The organism is Bradyrhizobium sp. CB1717 (genome assembly GCF_029714325.1).
Classification (GTDB): Bacteria; Pseudomonadota; Alphaproteobacteria; order Rhizobiales; family Xanthobacteraceae; genus Bradyrhizobium.
On record NZ_CP121666.1, the window covers coordinates 1,816,551 to 1,835,910 of the forward strand.

General features: G+C 65.6%; 17 protein-coding genes. 6 read left to right on the forward strand and 11 right to left on the reverse strand.

Features of this window, described 5'->3' with window-relative positions; all coding sequences use genetic code 11:
* Nucleotides 1-124 precede the first annotated feature (124 nt).
* Nucleotides 125-1,153: a TIGR01620 family protein gene (locus QA649_RS08680; protein WP_283023808.1), complete on the reverse strand. Its 1,029-nt coding sequence runs from the start codon at nt 1,151-1,153 to the stop codon at nt 125-127.
* Nucleotides 1,150-2,619 (reverse strand): YcjX family protein, encoded by a 1,470-nt coding sequence (locus QA649_RS08685; protein WP_283023809.1) that lies wholly within the window; start codon nt 2,617-2,619, stop codon nt 1,150-1,152. The genes QA649_RS08680 and QA649_RS08685 overlap by 4 nt, the downstream gene beginning before the upstream one ends.
* Before the next feature lie 185 nt (nt 2,620-2,804).
* Here QA649_RS08685 and QA649_RS08690 point away from each other — a divergent pair, with 185 nt between their 5' ends.
* Entirely contained in the window at nt 2,805-3,500 is a 696-nt protein-coding gene (locus QA649_RS08690; protein ID WP_018643709.1) for a hemolysin III family protein, read from the forward strand.
* A 72-nt stretch (nt 3,501-3,572) separates the two neighbouring features.
* Nucleotides 3,573-4,367, forward strand: a complete 795-nt coding sequence (locus tag QA649_RS08695) for an SDR family oxidoreductase (RefSeq protein ID WP_283023810.1) — start codon at nt 3,573-3,575, stop codon at nt 4,365-4,367.
* A 162-nt stretch (nt 4,368-4,529) separates the two neighbouring features.
* On the opposite strand, the gene QA649_RS08700 is transcribed toward QA649_RS08695, so the two are convergent.
* Nucleotides 4,530-4,991, reverse strand: coding sequence for a MarR family transcriptional regulator (locus QA649_RS08700; protein WP_283023811.1), 462 nt, complete (start codon nt 4,989-4,991; stop codon nt 4,530-4,532).
* Between the two features lie 77 nt (nt 4,992-5,068).
* Here QA649_RS08700 and QA649_RS08705 point away from each other — a divergent pair, with 77 nt between their 5' ends.
* Nucleotides 5,069-5,845 carry a glucose 1-dehydrogenase gene (locus tag QA649_RS08705; RefSeq protein WP_283023812.1) on the forward strand — a complete coding sequence of 259 codons (777 nt, stop codon included), beginning with the start codon at nt 5,069-5,071 and terminating at the stop codon, nt 5,843-5,845.
* 74 nt (nt 5,846-5,919) lie between these two features.
* On the opposite strand, the gene mdlC is transcribed toward QA649_RS08705, so the two are convergent.
* The 4 genes from mdlC to QA649_RS08725 all read right to left on the reverse strand — a co-directional run bounded on the left by mdlC (nt 5,920) and on the right by QA649_RS08725 (nt 10,826).
* The gene (mdlC, locus tag QA649_RS08710; RefSeq protein ID WP_283023813.1) at nt 5,920-7,542 is read right to left on the reverse strand and encodes a benzoylformate decarboxylase; all 1,623 of its coding nucleotides are present in this window, start codon (nt 7,540-7,542) and stop codon (nt 5,920-5,922) included.
* A gap of 137 nt (nt 7,543-7,679) precedes the next feature.
* Nucleotides 7,680-8,531: a MaoC family dehydratase N-terminal domain-containing protein gene (locus QA649_RS08715; protein ID WP_283023814.1), complete on the reverse strand. Its 852-nt coding sequence runs from the start codon at nt 8,529-8,531 to the stop codon at nt 7,680-7,682.
* A gap of 15 nt (nt 8,532-8,546) precedes the next feature.
* The gene (locus QA649_RS08720) at nt 8,547-9,647 is read right to left on the reverse strand and encodes a CaiB/BaiF CoA-transferase family protein (RefSeq protein WP_283023815.1); all 1,101 of its coding nucleotides are present in this window, start codon (nt 9,645-9,647) and stop codon (nt 8,547-8,549) included.
* A 9-nt stretch (nt 9,648-9,656) separates the two neighbouring features.
* The gene (locus tag QA649_RS08725; RefSeq protein ID WP_283023816.1) at nt 9,657-10,826 is read right to left on the reverse strand and encodes an acyl-CoA dehydrogenase family protein; all 1,170 of its coding nucleotides are present in this window, start codon (nt 10,824-10,826) and stop codon (nt 9,657-9,659) included.
* 125 nt (nt 10,827-10,951) lie between these two features.
* On the opposite strand from QA649_RS08725, the gene QA649_RS08730 reads away from it, so the two are divergent.
* Nucleotides 10,952-11,872, forward strand: a complete 921-nt coding sequence (locus tag QA649_RS08730; RefSeq protein WP_283023817.1) for a LysR substrate-binding domain-containing protein — start codon at nt 10,952-10,954, stop codon at nt 11,870-11,872.
* A 212-nt stretch (nt 11,873-12,084) separates the two neighbouring features.
* On the opposite strand, the gene QA649_RS08735 is transcribed toward QA649_RS08730, so the two are convergent.
* Both QA649_RS08735 and QA649_RS08740 read right to left on the reverse strand, forming a co-directional pair.
* Entirely contained in the window at nt 12,085-13,359 is a 1,275-nt protein-coding gene (locus QA649_RS08735) for a cytochrome P450 (RefSeq protein ID WP_283023818.1), read from the reverse strand.
* A gap of 62 nt (nt 13,360-13,421) precedes the next feature.
* On the reverse strand, nt 13,422-14,687 hold the full coding sequence (locus QA649_RS08740; RefSeq protein WP_283023819.1) for a cytochrome P450: 1,266 nt from the start codon (nt 14,685-14,687) through the stop codon (nt 13,422-13,424).
* Nucleotides 14,688-14,990: 303 nt separating this feature from the next.
* Between QA649_RS08740 and QA649_RS08745 the strand changes: the two genes are divergently transcribed.
* Nucleotides 14,991-16,136, forward strand: coding sequence for a YjgN family protein (locus tag QA649_RS08745; RefSeq protein WP_283023820.1), 1,146 nt, complete (start codon nt 14,991-14,993; stop codon nt 16,134-16,136).
* 3 nt (nt 16,137-16,139) lie between these two features.
* Entirely contained in the window at nt 16,140-17,252 is a 1,113-nt protein-coding gene (locus tag QA649_RS08750; protein WP_283023821.1) for a M48 family metallopeptidase, read from the forward strand.
* A gap of 69 nt (nt 17,253-17,321) precedes the next feature.
* On the opposite strand, the gene upp is transcribed toward QA649_RS08750, so the two are convergent.
* Both upp and QA649_RS08760 read right to left on the reverse strand, forming a co-directional pair.
* On the reverse strand, nt 17,322-17,951 hold the full coding sequence (gene upp / locus QA649_RS08755; RefSeq protein WP_212348577.1) for a uracil phosphoribosyltransferase: 630 nt from the start codon (nt 17,949-17,951) through the stop codon (nt 17,322-17,324).
* Between the two features lie 163 nt (nt 17,952-18,114).
* Nucleotides 18,115-19,353: a URC4/urg3 family protein gene (locus QA649_RS08760; RefSeq protein WP_283023822.1), complete on the reverse strand. Its 1,239-nt coding sequence runs from the start codon at nt 19,351-19,353 to the stop codon at nt 18,115-18,117.
* Nucleotides 19,354-19,360: the final 7 nt, after the last annotated feature.

A 19,360-nucleotide genomic window follows, 5' to 3' on the forward strand; every position in this document is an offset into this window, starting at 1 on the left:
GTGGGGTGATCTCTCCTCGCGGGCAGTGTTCGAGGTGGAGAGACCGTCACCCCACCCCGTCTCACATTTCGCTGCGCTCCATGTGAGCCGACCCTCCCCCTCCACGGGAGGGTAAGCAAGAGCGCTACTCCTCGTCATCCTTCTTCCGCAACAAATCCGTCGCCAGATCCGACAGCTTCGGCGGCGGCAGCGCCGCGAACGGCAGCGGCCGCGTCACGTCGATCGCGGCGAGGCCCAGCCGCGCGGTCAGTAGGCCGTTCAGCACGCCTTCACCCAGCCGCTGCGACAGTTTTGCCGCGATGCCGTGGCCGAGCATCTGCTGCACCAGGCTGTCGCTCGCGGCCATCCCGCCGGTGATGGCGAGATGGGCGATGACGTGGCGGAGCAGGCGGATCATGCCGAGTGCGCCGGGACGCCCGCCATAGAGATAGGCGAGCTGGCGGATCAGGCGCAGCGCGGCGACGAACACGAACAGCACGTCGATCGCCGCGCGCGGCGAGACCGCGGTGACGATCGAGACCTTTTGCGCCGCTGACGACACCAGCCGCCGCGCCTCGATATCCAGCGGTGACATCAGTTCGCGCTCGGCGAGCCGGATCATGTCGGCGCCGTCGATGATCTCGCCGGCATGGCTTTCGAGCGTGGCGCGGGCACGGGCGAGCTGCGGGTTCTGGTGTGCGATCTTCAGGAGGTCTTGCACGATGACGCGGCTCTCCTTGCGGTCGTCGCTGGCAAGGACCGCGGCTGCGCGTGCATGCAGCTTCTCGATGGTCGCAAGCCGCGCCAGCCCGAAGGCCTCGCGCCCGATCACGACAGCAAGCGCGAGCGCGGTGACGAAGGCGAAGGAAACGCCGACGAAGCCGAGCGTTTCGCTGCGCGCAAACAGGTCCTCGATCAGATGCACCACCCCGAGCCCGACGCCGAGCAGCGTCAATCCCGCGAGCCCCGACCAGAACACCGTGCCCCAGGGAAAGCCACGCCGCGCCGGCAGCGCGGCCTGAACCGGCACCGGAAATGTCGATGGATCGGGCTCCGGCGTGATCTGGATGGTGGCGCGACCGAGCCGGCTGGTCTCGTCGGCTTCCGTGACGACGACGCCGGGATCGTCGAGCCGGAATGTCGCCGGCCGCCGTGGCTTCGATCGGTCGTTCATGCGAGCTTGTCTCCGATCAGGAACTGCAAGGCACGGTCGAGGCGGATATGTGGCAGCACTGGCTCGCCGCCACTCTCGCGTTCGAGCTTGGGCGGGCGGAAGCGCAGGAAACGGAAATCGCTCTTTTCGGCGGCATGTGTCGACAACCCTTGGAACGCGTCCCTGCCATTGAACAGCGGCTCGGGATCCAGCGGCAGGTCGCCCGGAAAGGTCGCAACCTCCGTGTTGCCGTCGAAGAATTCGCCGCCGGCGCTCTCGCCCGCGGCGGGCGTTCCCAGGATCGACGGCAATTTGTCGCGGCCATGCGCGACTTGAGCTTCTCTTGTGGCGCGGACGGCGGCGAGCGCCACGACATCGATCGCCGCGCCGGTATCTTCCGCACGCGCAACGGCACGCGAGACGGCGCGGCGGAGCACGGCCTCGAGCCGGTCGTGGCTGGAATGGTGCAGGTGATCCGCCTTGGTCGCGGCGAACAGGATGCGGTCGATGCGCGGCCGGAACAGACTGGAGAGGATCGTGCTGCGGCCGATGTTGAAACAGTCGAGAATGCCGGCCAGTGCCGCTTCGAGATCGTGCAGCGCCTCGGGGCCGGAGTTGAACGCGGCGAGCGCGTCGGCCAGCACGATCTGACGATCGAGCCGCGCGAAATGATCGCGGAAGAAAGGCCGCACTACGACGTCCTTGTAGGCCTCGAAGCGCCGCACCATCATCGCCCATAGCGATCCCTCGGGCGCCTGTCCGCCCGCGGGCACGTCGAGCGGCGCAAAGGTCAGCGCCGGCGTATCGGCGAGATTGCCTGGCATCAGGAAGCGGCCGGGCGGCAGCAGGCTCATCGCAAAGCGCTCGTCGCGGCAGGCGCGCAAATAGTTCGTAAAGAGTTTTGCGGCCGTGAGCGTCGCCTGCTCGTCCTCGCGCGCCTCGGGTTTGAGCGTTGCGAGATGCGCGTGCCATTCGCTCGCAAGATGCGCGCGCGGCGCCTCGCGCGACAGCGCCAGGCTCTCCGCCGACCATTGCTCGTAGCTCTTCTGCAGCAGCGGCAGGTCGAGCAGCCATTCGCCGGGATAATCGACGATGTCGAGCGTCAGCGTGCGGTCGGCGCCGTTCGGGCGCTGGTAGTCGATGACGAGGCGGAGCTCGCTGATGTCGACGGTGGAATTCGGCCAGCGCCGTTCCTCGACCAGCGCGCGCAGATGGTTCTCATAGGCAAAGCGCGGCACGGCATCATCAGGCTGCGGCGCCAGATGCGCCCGTGCGATCCGGCCCGAGGCATAGGCCTCGAACACCGGAAACCGGCCGCCGCGCGTCAGCCCATGGATCAGCGCGGTGATGAATACGGTCTTACCGGCGCGCGACAGGCCGGTGACACCAAGCCGCACCGTCGGGTTGAAGAAATGCTCGCCATAGTCGATCAGCGCCCGGGCCGACAGCCGCGCCTCCTCGACCATATCCTGGAAACTGAATGCCATATGAACGTGAGGGGGCTCGGGCGAGGGGTACGCAAATCGGATTAGTCACAAAAGTGGCAACTGGTTGAGGAAAATCAAGCTTTCATACTTCCACCGCCTTTGTCGGCAAATCAGCCGTTTGAACGACGCGCCGGTCCCCAAACACCCATACAAGAGGGCATTGCCTCTAGCTGTTGCGGATTGCCATGACCGTGTTCCAGTTGAAACAGTTTGCGTCCTCCTCCGTCCACGCCGCCGCCGACGTGATCGGCTGGGATTACGACCGCGCCGAGCTGATCGCAGATGGCGTCGTCCACGCGATCGGCGTGCTCTCCGGCCTCATCGCCGCGACCGTGCTGGTGGTGCTGACGACGGTCTATTCCGACGCGACGGACATCGTCGGCGTCTCGATCTATGTCGCCGGCCTGCTGTCGATGCTGGTGCTGTCGGCGACCTATAATCTCTGGCCGGTGTCGCCGGCGAAATGGCTGCTGCGGCGCTTCGACCATTCCGCGATCTATCTGCTGATCGCCGCAACCTACACGCCGTTCATCCTGGAAGTGAAGGACAGCGTGTTCGCACTGGTGCTGCTTGCCGGCGTCTGGTGCGTCGCCATTCTCGGCATCGTGCTGAAGCTTTTCTTCCCCGGACGGTTCGACCGCGTCTCGGTCGGCATCTATCTCGCGATGGGCTGGAGCGGCGTCATGCTCTACGGCCCCGTGGTCAAGGCGCTGCCCGCGCTGGTGCTGGGCTTCATCCTTGCCGGCGGGCTTCTCTACAGCTTTGGCGTGATCTTCCATGCCTGGCGGCGGCTGCGCTTCCAGAATGCGATCTGGCACGGCTTTGTCTTGGCCGGCGCGGCATGCCATTATACCGCAGTGCTCGACCTCGTGTTGAGCTGAGCAGGACCCGCGACGCGGAATAAGCGGCGCGGTAAAGCGGTGCAAGACAATACAGACAAGAGGAGACGTCGCATGCAGGTGACCGGCAAGGTCGTGGTCGTCACGGGCGGCGCAAACGGCATCGGCAAGGCGCTGTGCGAGGCCTTTCACAAGGCGGGCGCCGCCAAGGTCGTCGTCGCGGACATGGACGCCGCCAATGCAAGGGCCGTCGCCGCCATGGTCGATGGCGCCGCGTTCAAATGCGATGTCGCGCAGGAAAAGGACATCGCCCATGTCATCGAGGAGACCGAGCGGCAGTTCGGCCCGATCGAATTGTTCTGCTCCAACGCCGGCATCGGCGGCGGCTTCGATCCGATGTCGGTCAATGCCGGCGGCGCCTCCGACGAACCCTGGCAGCGAAGCTGGGCGATCCACGTCATGGCTCATGTCTATGCGGCACGGCATCTCATCCCCCGCATGAAGGCGCGCGGCCGCGGCTATTTCCTCAACACGATCTCGGCCGCAGGTCTGTTGTCGCAGGTCGGCAGCCCCGCTTATTCGACGACGAAGCATGCCGCGGTCGGCTTTGCCGAGAACCTCGCGATCTCGCACAAGGCTGACAATATCAAGGTCTCGATCCTCTGCCCGCAGGGCGTCGACACCAACATGCTCCGCGCGATCCCCAAGGGCCCGCAATCCGGCGACGGCGACCTCACGCCCGAGCAGGTCGCAAAAGACGTGCTCGCCGGCCTCGAGCAGGAGACGTTTTTGATCCTGCCGCACCCCCAGGTGCTCGGCTATATGCGCAAGAAGACCGAGAACTACGACCGCTGGATCGGCGGCATGGCCAAGATCCAGGCCAAGATGCGGGAGGAGTTCGGGAAGTAGGGGAAGGCTGTTGCCGCAAATTCGGTGTCGTCCTGGCGAAAGCCAGGACCCATACCGCGAGGTCCATCGATCTTGCCGAGATAGAAGTACCGAACGACAAGTCTTCGCCAAACTGCTCCCTGGGGTAATGGGGCCTGGCTTTCGCCAGGACGACACCTTTGATTAGGCGGTCGATTCCACCTCATCCTCCATCCTGCTCGCCCTCAACGCCCGCGCATAGAGCATCATCCCCTCGCGCACCGTGCGCTGCTCCGCCGGCGTCAGTGCCGCAAGCGCGCCGCTGACCTGCTGACGGCCGAACGCGTGCAGCGCCTCTAGCGTGCGCCGGCCCTTCGCCGTCAGCGACAGCAGCTTGCTGCGCGCGTCAAGCTCGTCCGGCGTCTCCCTGAGCTCGCCGCAATCGATCAGCTTGCGTACCAGGCGGCTGACGCTGGATTTCTCCAGCCGCAGGAAATCGCCGAGCTCGCCCGACGTCATGGGACCGCGGATGCCGATCTCCAGGATCGTGTGCACCGCCGACGGCGGATAGTCCGACGCTGCCACCGTCGCATCCATGAAGCCGAGCTCGCGCACCATCAGCCGCGAGGCGGCGCGGATGTCGTCGATCAGCGCAAGCTCGGCCATCTCTTGACTCTCCGTGTATAGTTGTATCATACAACTATATGCGCGCAGCGGCGCGCGCAAGCGTTTTGGAGTGGACCATGACCGGAACTTTGCCAGCCGGCCTGCGGATGAAGGGCAAGGTCTGCCTGGTCACCGGCGGCGGCAGCGGCATCGGCCGCGCCACGGCCCTGAGGATGGCCTCCGAAGGGGCGGAAGCGGTCGTCATTGCCGGCCGGCGCGAAGCCGAGATCGAGGCGACCGCCGCGGCGTGCCACGAGCTCGGCGTGGAAGCGATCGCGCTCAGGACCGACATCACGCGCGAGGAGGATGTCGAACGGCTGGTACGCACTGCCGTTGAGCGTTGCGGCCGGCTCGACGTCGCCTTCAACAATGCCGGCTTCCAGGAGCGCCGTGCGCCGCTGGAAGAGCAGGGCACCGACATCTACGACAGCGTGTTCGACACCAATGTCCGCGCGCTGTTTCTCTGTCTGCGCCATCAATTGCCGGCGATGCTCGCGAAAGGCCGCGGCAGCATTGTCGTCAACGCCTCCGTCAGCGGCATGCGCAATCCCAATCCGGGCTTCTCGCTCTATTCGGCCTCCAAGGCTGCCGCGATCTCGCTGACGCGCTCGGCGGCGATGGAGAACGCCCCGCGCGGCATCCGCATCAATGCGATTGCGCCCGGCCGCGTCGTCACCGACATGATGCTGCGCGCCGGCGTCGGCGATGTCGCGACCGTCAGCGCCGGCCTGCCGCTGCGGCGGATGGGCAGCCCGGAGGAGGTGGCGGAAGCCGTGGTATGGCTGTCGTCGGACGCGTCGTCCTACGTGGTCGGACACGTGCTCGCGGCGGACGGGGGATTTTTGGCGTCGTAGTTTCGGGTGCGAGCTAAAATCTCGATGTCGTCCTGGCTTTCGCCAGGACGACGATGTGGATGGGGCGTGCGCCCCTAATGCTTCTGCCCGTACAGCACCGGCACCGCAGAATCCACGACGACCTCCACCAGGCTCGTGCCCGCGAACGCCATGCCGCGCTTCAACGCCTCGCCGAGCTCCGCCGCCTTGCTCACCCGCACGGCATGGCACCCCATACCCTCCGCGAGCCGCACGAAGTCGATTCCCGGCAGCTCCAGCCCCGGCACATTCCTGACCTGCATCACCTGGCTGAACGAGCGCATCGCGCCGTAGCCGGAATTGTTGATGACGACGATGGTCAGCGGCAGCTTGCGCTGCGCGGCCGTCCACAGCGCCTGGATCGAATACATCGCCGAGCCGTCGCCGATCAGGCAGACCGTACGTTGCTTCGGCTTGCCTAGCGCCATGCCGACCGCGGCGGGCAGGGAATAACCGAGGCCGCCGCTCGCCATGGTGTAAAAACTGTCCTGGCCGCGCATCGGCAGGAATTTTTGCATCGCCGGCCGGTGCGAGGGCACTTCCTCGACCAGCGAGGCGCCGTCAGGCATCGCCTGCGACAGCGAATGCAGAAGGAACTCCACCGGCAGCGGATCGGCGGCCTGCGGCGCCGGCGGCAGCGTGCGACCTTTGGGCGTGGCGCGCTCGCTCTCGGGCAGGAGGTCAAGCAGCAGGCTCAGCGCCGGCTTCATCGTCGCGACGATGCTGGTGCCGACGGGCGTGACCGCCGCCGCATCCGCATCATCCGTGATCTGGAAGATCGTCGCGCCGCCATCGAAGATCGCGGCATGGCCCTCGACGTGGAAGGTGAAGACCGGCGCGCCGATGACGACGACGAGATCGTGCTCGCGCAAAGCATCGGACAGTTGCGCGGGCGAGGCGTGCAGGAAGCCCGCAAATTGCGGATGCCGCTCCGGGAACGAGCAGCGCGCCGAGAACGGGCTGACCCAGACGCCGGCCTTGGCCTTCTCGGCCACCCGCACCATCAGGTCGACCGCGCCGGCGCGATCGACGCCGGGGCCGACGACGAGGGCGGGGTGCTTTGCCGAACCAAGCGCGGCAACGAGCGCCTTCATCGCCTCCGGCTCAGGCCCGATCTCCCGGCTGACCTTGCGCGCCTCGACCGGTGCGCAGGCATGCGCCCAGTCGTCGATCGGGACCGAGACGAAGGTCGGCCCGCAGGGCGGCTGCATCGCGGTGTAATAGGCGCGTGCGATCGCAGCCGGCACGTCCTCGGCCCGCGCCGGCTCGACGCTGTATTTGACGTAAGGCCGCGGAAACTCCGACGCGCGCTCGGCGTAGAGGAAGGCTTGCAGCGGCAGGATCGAGCGTGCCTGCTGACCCGCGGTGATCACCAGCGGCGTCTGGTTCCGGTGCGCGGTGTAAATGTTGCCAAGGGCGTTGCCGACGCCGGCCGCCGAATGCAGATTGACGAAGCCGGCATTGCGCGTCGCCTGCGCATAGCCGTCGGCCATGCCGACCGCGGAGGCCTCCTGCAGCGCCAGCACGTAGTCGATGTCATCGGGCCAGTCGCTCAGGAACGGCAGCTCGGTCGAGCCGGGATTGCCGAAGACACGGTCGATGCCGAACGATCGCAGCAGGTCGAGCGTCGCCTGCTTCACGGTGACGGACTTGCTGCCGGTCTTGCCGTTCTTGGCCATGGTTTCCGTCCCTTGTTTATTGGCGCGCTACCAGCCCACCCGTCATTGCGAGCGAAGCGAAGCAATCCAGAATCTTTCCGCGGAGGCAGTCTGGATTGCTTCGTCGCTTCGCTCCTCGCAACGACGAGGAGAGAGCCCTACCACACCGCCGTGCCCTTCATCGTCGGCTGCCCTTCCGCATTCGCGGTCCACAGCTCCATGCTCTCGCCGCTGTCATTGGCGTTGACGGAGAACTCGGTCCCCTCGAACAGCGGCTGAAGCCCGCGATAGGTGAACTTCTTCGGCGCCCTGCCGTCACGCAACTTCGCCGCCATCTCGATGATCAGCGCGGCCTGCAACGGGCCGTGGAAGATCAGGCCAGGATAGCCCTCGACCTTGGTGACGTAGTCGCGGTCGTAATGGATGCGGTGACCGTTGAAGGTCAGCGCGGAATAGCGGAACAGCAGCACGGGATCGGAGACATGGGTCTCGCGGTGCTGCGCCTTGGGCGGCGGAGGCGGCGCCTTGCCGCCGGCCGGCGCGCTGCTCGTCATCTCGCGATAGACGATGTCCTGCCGCTCGCGGATGGCGGTGCCGCGCGGAGAGGAGATGCTGTGCTCGACCGAGACGAAGCACAGCGTGCCGGTCGATCCCGTCTTCACCTGAACGTCGGCAATGCGCGAGGTGCGGGTCGATTCATCGCCGACGCGAAGCGGCTGCAGGAACTCGATCTCGCCGCCGGCCCACATCCGGCGCGGCAGCGGCACCGGCGGCAGGAAGCCGCCGCGGGTCGGGTGACCGTCGGGCCCCAGCATCGACATCGGAAACACCGGCTGCGCCAGGCACCAATGCACCGTGAACGGCGCGGCATCGCCCTTCTTGGGCTCGCCGACCTCCTGGAACAGCGTCGCGCGCAGGCCCATGACGAGCTGCGCGGTGACGATGTCGGTGGCCTCAGTGCTGCGGCCGATCCACTGCCGCAGATGATCGATGTCGAGCTTCTCGGTCATGATGCCTCGCTCTTGTTATTTCTTGGATGGACGTTCGCCGATGGCCGGCACGGCGCCATAGCTGCGGCTCTCACCGACAATGATCGGCGCCGGCGCGGGATAGCTGACGCGGCCGTTCGGCGTGTCGACCTCGATGCGGCGCAGATGCGGGTGGTTGGTGAGGTCGGCCATGGTGTTGACCTCGGCAAAGGCGATGTCGGCATCCGACAGCCGCTTCAAGAGCTCGTCGCGCGTCATCCTGCCGAAGATGTCGGCGACGGTCTTGTCGGTGAAGTCGCGGTTGCGCACGCGCTCGACCATGTTGGCGACACGGGGATCGGCCGGCAGGTCGGGCTTATCAAGCACCTTCACGCACAGCGTCTTCCACTCCCGCTCGCTCTGGATCGAGATCAGGATGTCCTTGCCGTCCTTCGAGGTGAACACGCCGTAGGGCGCGATCGAGGGATGGCGCAGGCCCATGCGCTTGGGTGGATTGCCGGCCTCCGCATTGAGCAGCGGCACGGTGCACCAGTCCGCCATCACGTCGAACATCGAGATGCGGATGTCGGCACCCTTGCCGGTGCGGCCGCGCCCGATCAGCGCTTCCAGGATCGCGGCATGCGCGGTGGCGCCGGTCGCTACATCCACGATCGACATGCCGACGCGCGAGGCGCCATCGGGGTTGCCGGTGATCGAGGCAAGCCCGCTCTCGGCCTGGATCAGCAGGTCGTAGGCCTTGCGATGCGCGTAGGGGCCCTCGTCGCCATAGCCGGTGATCGTGCACGAGATCAGTTTTGGATAGTCCTTCAAAAGCCGCTCGCGCGAGAAGCCGAGCTTGTCCATCGAGCCCGGCTTCAAGTTCTGGATCAGCACGTCGGCGCTGGCGATCAGCTTCTCCAGCTCTGCGCAGCCTTCTTTCGTCGCGAGATCGACCACCGCCGATTGCTTGCCACGGTTGAGCCAGACGAAGTAGCTGCTCTGGCCCTTCGCCGCCGCGTCATAGCCGCGGGCGAAATCGCCCTCGGGCCGTTCGATCTTGATCACCTCCGCGCCGGCATCCGCCAGGCGCGAGGAGCAGAACGGCGCCGCGACCGCCTGCTCGACCGCAATCACCCTGATCCCGTCAAGTGCTCCCATGGCGCAACCTCAGTACGAGCGCGGCATGCCGAGCACATGCTCGGCGACGTAGGACAGCACGAGGTTGGTCGAGATCGGCGCCACCTGGTAGAGCCGTGTCTCGCGGAATTTGCGCTCGACGTCGTATTCCTCGGCAAAGCCGAAGCCGCCATGGGTCTGGATGCAGGCGTTCGCCGCCTCCCACGACGCATCGGCCGCGAGCATCTTGGCCATGTTGGCCTCCGCGCCGCAGTCGAGCCCGGCCTCGTATTTGCGCGTCGCCTCCTTCACCATCAATTCGGCCGCGCGCATCGAGGCGTAGGCCTTGGCGATCGGGAACTGGATGCCCTGGTTCTGGCCGATCGGCCGGCCGAACACTGCGCGCTCCTTGGCGTAGTTCGTCGCCTTCGCAATGAACCATTTGGCGTCGCCGATGCATTCGGCAGCGATGAGGATGCGCTCGGCATTCATGCCGGAGAGAATGTAGCGGAAACCCTTGCCTTCCTCGCCGATCAGGTTCTCGGCCGGCACCTTCATGTCGGTGAAGAACACTTCGGTGGTGGCGTGGTTCATCATGGTGCGGATCGGGCGGATCTCGAGGCCGTTGTTCTTGGCCTCGCGCATGTCGACGATGAAGACCGACAGACCATCGGTGCGCTTCTTGGACTGCTCCTTCGGCGTGGTGCGCGCCAAGAGCACCATCAGGTCGGAATGCTCGGCGCGGCTGGTCCAGATCTTCTGCCCGTTGACGATGTAGCTGTCGTTGCCTTCCTTGCGCGCAAAGGTCTTCAGCGAGGAGGTGTCGGTGCCGCTGGTCGGCTCGGTGACGCCGAAGGCCTGCAGGCGCAATTCGCCGCTCGCGATCTTCGGCAGGTATTTTGCCTTCTGCTCGGCATTGCCGTGCCGCAGCACGGTGCCCATCGTGTACATCTGGGCGTGACAGCCGCCGCCGTTGCAGCCCGCGCGCTGGATCTCCTCGAGGATCGCCGCCGCAGCCGACAGCTTCAGCCCCGCGCCGCCATACTCTTCCGGGATCAGCACCGAGAGATAGCCGGCCTCGGTCAACGCATCGATGAAAGCCTTGGGATAGGCCATCTCGCGATCGAGCTTGCGCCAGTATTCGCCGGGAAACTGCGCGCAGAGCTTTGCGACGGCTTCGCGGATGTCGGCGTGATCTTCGGTGTGGTGTTGTTCACTCATGGCGTTTCCCGTTGGGTGCGGCAGTTAAGATAACGCCGGCCGATCCTCAGGCGTTGTGAAAACAACGCCAGCCCCCTATGCTCATTTGTTATAGCGTATGGAGTAGCCTTCCAGGATTGGCAAGCATGGATTTCCGGCAGCTCAGGACCTTCAGTTGCGTGGCGGAGCTCGGCAGCCTCTCCAAGGCGTCCGACACGCTGCGCGTGGCGCAGCCGGCGCTCTCCAGGCAGATCAAGCTCTTGGAACACGAGCTGCGCACCGAGCTGTTCACCCGCAACGGCCGCGGCATGGTGCTGACGGAAGCGGGGCGCCTTCTGCTCGCGCGCGCCTCCGGCATCGTGCGGCAGATCGACCAGATCCGCGACGACATCCAGTCCGCGAAGGGGCCGCCGTCCGGCCAGGTCGTGCTCGGCCTGGTTCCGACCGTGAGCTGCGTTCTGTCGGCGCGCTTTGCGCGGCGCTGCGTCGAAAAGTTTCCCGGCATCTCGCTGCGCATCGTCGAGAGCTACAGCGGGCACCTGGTCGAATGGCTGCATCGCGGCGAGATGGATCTTGCCATCCTCTACGGCCGCTCGGCCGATCTGCATCTCAACGTGCAGAGCCTCGGTCGCGACAACATCGTCGCGGTCGGCCCGGGCGGCTGCGGTCTCGCGCGCAAGAAGAGCGTCGACATCGGCTGGCTGCTGCGGCAACGCCTGGTGCTGCCCAGTCATTCCCACGGCCTCCGCGCGCTGATCGAGCACGCCGCGGCCCAGCGCAAGATCAAGCTCGACGTCCAGCTCGAGGCGGATTCGTTCCGCGTGCTGACGAGCCTCGTCGAGGAGGGTCTCGGTTTCGCGCTGCTGCCGCCCTCGTCGGTCCACGGCGAGGTCGCGGAGGGGCGGCTGGAAACCACCGCCGTGTCCAAGCCGATGACGCGCGAGCTCATTTTCGCTTCTCCGATCGACCGCCCGCCCTCGACGGCCTCGCTCGCCATCACCGCGCTCCTGCGCGAGGAGGTCGCCGCCTGCCGCAAGGAAGGCGTGTGGGACATCAAGCTGAGTTAGATGCCGTGTCGTAGAACAGTCGCGCTCCATCGTGCCTTCGCATCTGGCGCGAGCTGTCATGCCGAAATTTTATAGCTGGGCCGGGCACTGCGAATGAGACGGGGATGTGCATCCCGGAACTCGTCATTGCGAGCGCAGCGAAGCAATCCAGACTGTTTCCGCCGAGGGATTCTGGATTGCTTCGCTGCGCTCGCAATGACGGAGGATAGAGCTCAGGCCGGAATCCTCACCGGCAGCGTCTCATACCCCTTGATGAAGCTCGAATAGATCCGCTTGGGCTCGCCGACCACCTCGATCCGGTCGAACCGCTTCAGCATCTCCTCCCAGACGATGCGCAGCTGCAGTTCGGCGAGGCGCATGCCGACGCAGCGGTGGATGCCGAAGCCGAAGGAGAGGTGCGTGCGCGGGCGCGGGCGGTCGATGATGAAATCGTTCGGTCGGTCGAACATCTCCTCGTCGCGGTTGCCGGAGACGTACCACATCACGACGCGGTCGCCCTTCTTGATATGCTTGCCGCCGATCTCGGTATCGGCAAGCGCGGTGCGCCGCATATGCGCGAGCGGCGTCTGCCAGCGGATCACCTCCGGCACCATGGAATCGATCAGCGCGGGATTCTTCCGCAGCATCTCGTACTGCTCCGGGTTCTCATTCAGCGCCAGCACCGAGCCGGTCATGGTGTTGCGCGTGGTGTCGTTGCCGCCGACGATGAGCAGGATGATGTTGCCCATGAGGTTGTCGGGGTCCATGTGGCGCGTGGCGTCGTTATGGGCCATGAGCGACAGCAAATCGTTGCGCGGCGCGGAGTTGACGCGCTCGTTCCAGAGCTTCGACATGTAGGCGTAGCACTCGTCCATCTCGCGGCGGCGCTCCTCGGCCGAGGCGACGATGCCGCTCTTGGGCAGCGCGGTGGAGACGTCGGACCAGCGCGTCAGCTTGCGCCGTTCCTCCCAGGGGAAGTCGAACAGCGTCGCCAGCATTTGCGTCGTCAGCTCGATCGAGACGCGCTCGACGAAATTGAAGGTCTCGTTCCGCGGCAGATTGTCGAGCACGGTCTGCGAACGCTGGCGGATCAGTTTGGCCAGCTCGTCCAGGTGTGTCGGCGTGAACATCGGCGATACCGTCTTGCGCTGCGCCGAATGCCGGGGCTGGTCCATCGCGATGAAGCTCGGATAGTCGTAGCCTTCCGGCACGTCGCGGATCGAGATGCCGCCGAGCGTGGAGTCCGACGAGAAGATGCCGTGATTGGTGTCGACATGCATGATGTCGTTGTACTTCACCACCGACCAATACGGTTCGATCGGCGCATTGGTGCAGTAATGCACCGGCTCCTCCTTGCGCAGCCGCTCGAACCACGGCCACAGCGTGTCGTCCTGGAACAGCCGTGGCGCGCCGGGATGGAATTGCGACAGCGGCGTCGCATAGGCCTCCTCGCGCGCCCTGTGCATGCGTTCGGCCTTGTCCACCCTAACCGGTGCTTGGATATTCATGATCGTAGCTCCAGTGTTTTCTCGCATCGCCTTTCCCCGCCGGGAGAGGGAGTTCTCACGCATCACGCCGCAATCTTCACCGGCAACGTCTCGAGTCCCTTCACAAAACTCGAATAGACCCGCTTGGGTTCGCCGACCACGTCAATATGGTCGAAGCGCTTGAGAATCTCTTCCCAAATAATCTTGAGCTGGAGTTCAGCAAGCCTGAGGCCGACGCAGCGGTGGATGCCGAAGCCGAAGGAGAGGTGCGTGCGCGGGCGGGCGCGGTCGATGATGAAATCGTAGGGCTTTTCGATCGCCTCTTCGTCCCGGTTGCCCGAGACATACCACATCACGACCTTGTCACCTTTCTTGATCTGCTTGCCGCGGAACTCGAAATCGGCGAGCGCGGTGCGCCGCATATGCGCCAGCGGCGTCTGCCAGCGGATCACCTCCGGCACGAAACTGTCGAGCAGCGCCGGGTTCTCGCGCAGCTTGCGATACTGCTCCGGATGCTGGCTCAGCGCGAGAAGCGAGCCCGACATGGTGTTGCGCGTGGTGTCGTTGCCGCCGACGATCAAGAGGACGAGATTGCCGAGGAAGTTCTTCGCGTCCATGTCGCGCGTCGCGGCGCCATGCGCCATCATCGACAACAGGTCGCTCTTCGGCGGCTGTTCGATGCGCTCCTTCCACAGCCTCGAGAAATAGCCCGCGCATTCCGTCAGCTCGGCCTGCCGTTCGTCCTCGCTTCCGACGAGGCCGTCAGGCCCGGGAATGGTGGTGGCGACATCCGACCAGCGCGTCAGCTTGCGGCGGTCCTCCCAGGGGAAGTCGAACAGCACCGCGAGCATCTGCGTGGTGAGCTCGATCGAGACCTGGTCGACCCAGTCGAACACCTCGCCGCGCGGCAGATTGTCCAGGCACTCGGCCGAGCGCTCGCGGATGTTGAACGCGAGATTGTCCAGATGCGTTGGCGTGAACATCGGCGCCACCGTCTTGCGCTGCGCGGCATGGCGCGGCGGGTCCATCGAGATGAAACTCTCGCGGCGCAGATCCGGATCGATGTCGCGGATGGTGATGCCGCCCAGCGCGGAGGCCGAGGAGAACACCGCATGGTTGGTCTCGATCTCCATGATGTCGTTGTACCGCGTCACCGACCAGTACGGGCCGAACATCGAGTCCTTGCAGTAGTGCACGGGATCTTCCCGGCGCAGGCGATCGAAATAGGGCCAGAACGTATCGGTCCTGAACAGTTCCGGATCGCCGGGATCGAATTGCTCCAGCGGCAATGTCGATGCGCGCTCGCGAAGTGCATCGAGCTTGGACGCGTTCTCGATGGTCCCATGCATGACCGTTCTCCCTGGCGTTCCTCCGCGCGTCTTTTTTGAATTCTGCGCTGCGGTATTTGATTTGCAATTACAACCCGTTGTCTGCGCCGGAGCAAGGGAGAGTTTTGCCACATCCAACCCTTGCGAGAGGGTCCGGGGACATCGCCGACGTGACCTGCCGCACGCCGTTCGTCATGAAATCATGCAAGAAATCGACCTGGAATCGGGGTAAATCGAACCCGCCCATCTTGGGGATCGACCAATCTCTGATCTATAAGTTTGACCCCGACAGGTCCGCACCCCGAGGTTGCCGCCGTGAACGACATGCAATGGACCCCCATCGGCTCCGAACCGGTCCCGCCGCCGTTGCCGCCGACCCGGGTGGATTTCACCGGCAACCGGCCCGGGTTCTTCAATATGGTCACCAAGGGTGCCATGCTGGAGCTCGTCACCTTCGGTTTCTACCGGTTTTGGCTGGTCACCGACATCCGCCGTCATTTGTGGACGCACACCGCGATCGACGGCGATGCGGCCGAATATACCGGTCGCGGCAAGGAGCTGCTGGTCGGCTTCCTGTTCGCGCTTGCGATCCTGGTGCCGATCTATCTCGCCTACTTCCTCATCGGCATCGAGTTCGAGCGCTGGCAGGGCTTTGCCTCGACGCCGCTGTTCATCAGCTTCTACGCCTTCGGGCAGTTCGCGATCTTTCGCGCGCGGCGCTATCGCCTGACCCGCACGGTCTGGCGCGGCGTGCGGTTCTGGATGGACGGCTCGGGCTGGGCCTATTCGTTCCGCGCCATGGCGTGGGGCTCGCTCGTGTTCCTGACCCTCGGCCTGGCGCTGCCCTGGCGCGAGGCGTCACTCGAACGTTACAAGATGCGGCACACCCATTACGGCGATTTGCGCGGCGATTTCGAAGGCAATGGCTGGACCTTCTTCAAGCGCGGCTGGTGGCTGTGGCTGCTGAGCCCGATCGCGCTGATCATCTTTCCGCTCGCGCCGTTCTTCTATGCCGAGTTCAAGGCGCGCGAGTGGCGCTGGTGGCTGGACGGCATCCGCATCGGCGGCGTCAGCCTCTCCTCGGAGCTTCCGCACAACGCGTTCTACGGCCTGTACTGGAAGGTGATCGGCTGGTGGGTGCTGCTCTCGATGATCTTCGGCGCCTATCTCGGCGGCGCCACCGCGCTTGTCGTCCAGCTGAGCGGCCTCTCGGCCGAGCAGCTGTTCGGGTCCGGCGATCCCGCCAAGAGCATCCCGATGCTGGTGATCATGGTCATCGGTTACTTCGCGGTCGCCCTTGCCATCAACATCGTGATGCGCGTCTATCTTCAGCGCGATCTCTGGGCCAAGGTGCTGGAGACCGTCGAGGTGCACAACATCGCGGCCGCCGCGGATGTGCGCGGCAGCGGCGAGCTTGCCAGCGCGCTCGGCGAAGGCTTTGCCGACGGGCTCGATGTCGCGGGATTCTGAGCTGTGAGTGATGTGTCCACCGGGGCCCCGGCGCAGTCGGCAAAGCCGACGGTTTTCTTCGACGGCGTATCCAGCCGCAGGCGGCAGGTGACGCTGACGCTCAGTGATGCGCTCGAGATCGTCGAGGAGGGCGGAACGCCCGTGCACTGGGCTTATGCCGACATCCGCCGCGCCGACAGTCCGGCTGGCGTCCTGCGTCTCGCCTGCACCGCTGCACCGCCTTTGGCGCGGCTCGAGATCCGCGACGTTGCGCTGGCGGCGGACGTGGCTGCCCGCTGCATCCGGCTCGACGAGCACCAGACCTCGCGCCGCGGCATCGCCAAGATCGTCGGCTGGTCGGTGGCGGCTGCCGTCTCCATCGTCTGCGTCGTGCTGTTCGGCGTGCCACTCGCCGCCGACCGTCTCGCGCCGCTGGTGCCGAAGCCAGTCGAACGTCGGATCGGCGATGCCGCCGAAGTGCAGGTGAAGACCATCTTCGGCCGCAGCGTCTGCGAGGATGCCGCGGGCAAGGCCGCCTTCACCAAGCTCGTCAACCGCCTGCGCGATGCCGCCGGCCTCGACGACGATTCCATGACGGCAGGCGTGCTGCCGACCCCGATCCCGAATGCGTTCGCGCTGCCCGGCGGCAAGGTGTTCCTGCTGAAGGGCCTGCTCGACAAGGCCGACAGCCCCGACGAGATCGCTGGCATCCTCGCCCACGAGCTCGGCCATCTCAAGCATCACGACAACATGCGCGGCCTCATCTACAACGGCGGCACGTCGTTCCTGATCGGCCTGTTGTTCGGCGACGTCACCGGCTCGTCCGCGGTGATCTTCGCCTCGCGCAGCGTGGTCGAGGCCTCCTATTCGCGCGAAGCCGAGACCGCTGCGGATACGTTCGCGATCGAGATCATGCATGCGCTCGGCCGCTCGCCGAAGCCCGCGGCCGAGCTGATGTTCCGCATCACCGGCAAGGAAGGCGGCTCGGGTCTGACGAATATCCTCGCGAGCCATCCGCTGACCGAGGACCGCCTTGCCCGCATGACGAAGGAAGATCGCCCCGCCAGCGGCCCGCCGCTGCTGACCGACAAGGAATGGCAGGCGCTGAAGCTGATCTGCGGCAGCGGGAAGGTTTAGAGCGTTTTCGAGCGAAGTGGATACCGGTTCGCGTGAAGAAAACGCGTCAAACAAGAATCTGCTTCGCGCTTATCGCGTCCCGTAAGCGCGGTCGCCGGCGTCGCCGAGGCCGGGCAGGATGAAACCGTTCTCGTCCAGGCCTTCGTCCACGGCCGCGGTCCAGATCGGTACGTCCGGATGCAAGCCACGCAGCCGCTCGAGACCTTCCGGCGCTGCGATCAGGCAGGCGAGACGGATGTCCCTGGCGCCGCGTTCCTTCAGCCGGTCGATCGCCGCGACGGCCGTGTTGGCGGTGGCGACGACAGGCGTCACCACGATGGCGAGGCGCTCGCCGAGGTCCGACGGCGATTTGAAGAAATACTCGACCGCGGCAAAGCTCTCCGGCTCGCGGTAGAGGCCGATATGCGCGACGCGCGCGGTCGGCACCAGGTCCATCATGCCGTCGACGAAGGTGGTGCCGGCGCGCAGCATCGGCACGAACACCAGCTTCTTGCCGGCGATCTTGGCCGAGTGCATCGTCGCCAGCGGCGTCTCGATGACGGTGTCGGCGAGCGGCAGGTCGCGCGTCACCTCGTAGCAGAGCAGCATGCCGATCTCCTTGATCAGCTCGCGGAACGACTTGGTCGAGATGGATTTGTCCCGCACCAGGGTCAGCTTGTGCTGCACCAGCGGGTGATCGACGATCGTGACGCCTTCCATGATCGGTTGCTCTTGCTTTTCCCTTCTCCCCTTGTGGGAGAAGGTGGCGCGAAGCGCCGGATGAGGGGTCGTTTCCGCGAACTCCAATGAGAGAGGTGTCCGCGGAGACACCCCCTCACCCGCCGCGCTTTCGCGAGGCACCCTCTCCCACAAGGGGAGAGGGTCAGAAAACCGTGCCGTCGCTGATCACCTTGAGCGGCGGCGAACCATCGGGGCGGCGCGCAAACGCAATGGCGCGGCCGGCGGCCCAGCTGCCGCCTTCCAAAATGCTGGCGAGCGGTAATGTCTCGGGTGTCCGGCCAAGCTTGGCGCGAACGAGTTCGGCAAGACGATCCAGCAGCGCAACCGTCAGCGCGCGCCATTCCACGACGAGCAGGGAATCCACTGCATGCGCACGCTCGGCATCCGCGGCATCGCGCAGGCGCAGCACCTCGTGATCGACGAACAGGCCGCCATTGCGGTATTCGGCAAGCCCGGTCAGCCCGTCGATGTCGGTAACCGCGAAGCCCGCGCGCTGCAGCGGCTCGATCAGCGAATAGCTCAGCCATTGCGACAGCTTGTGCAGGGGCACCAGGCCTGCTGTCGCATCGTCGGCCTTGATCGCCGGATGCCGCCAGCAATCGCCGAGCGGGACGCCCGCGAGCTCGAGCCGCGACGGCCAGATTGGCCCGAGCTGGTTCAGCACCGCCGACAGGATGGCGGGCGCGCCGATTGCTCCGCCGACGGCTTGCGCCGCGATATGATCGAACAGCCCGCCCGGCCGCGGCGTGTCGCGCAGTCCGAACACGTCGGCACGCTCCGAGACCTGCTTGCCGAGGCGCCGCAGCAGATCGGTGCGTCCTTCAAGCCCGAGCAGCGGATTGCCATCGCTGACCTGAAAGGCGGAGGTGAGGGCGGCGAGGGGCAGCCTTGCCAGCACGTCCGCGTCGGCCCTGAACGGCGCGCGGGCATCATGCGAGAAGAGCCCGCTTGCGAACATGTCGAGGCTCGCAATCGCAAGCCCTTCGGATCGCCCAATGGCTTCGCCAGTGACCGCATCGTGGTAGCGCCACGCAGCGCCTGCGCCGGCGTCGAGCAGCACGCTGACGATCGCAAGGTCGAACTCGGCGCGCGCCCGCGCCGCGCGGTCCGGCCACGATGCAGCATCCGCCAGCCGCGCCCAGCGGTCGATGCCGCCAAGCACAAAGTGCCGCCACCGCGCGTGGAAGGGGACATCCAGCGTCGGATAGGCTTTTCGCGTGACCGCGAGCACGGCCTCGGCAACGCCGTCCATGCGATCGAGATCGATGGTGAAATGTGTAAGCCCGCCGGCAAGGCCAAGCTCGAGCATCTGCCCGGCGCGCGCGCGCACCGCCTTTGCGGTGAGCAGCGAACGGGCCTGCAATTCCAAAGCTTCCGCCATCGCGCGA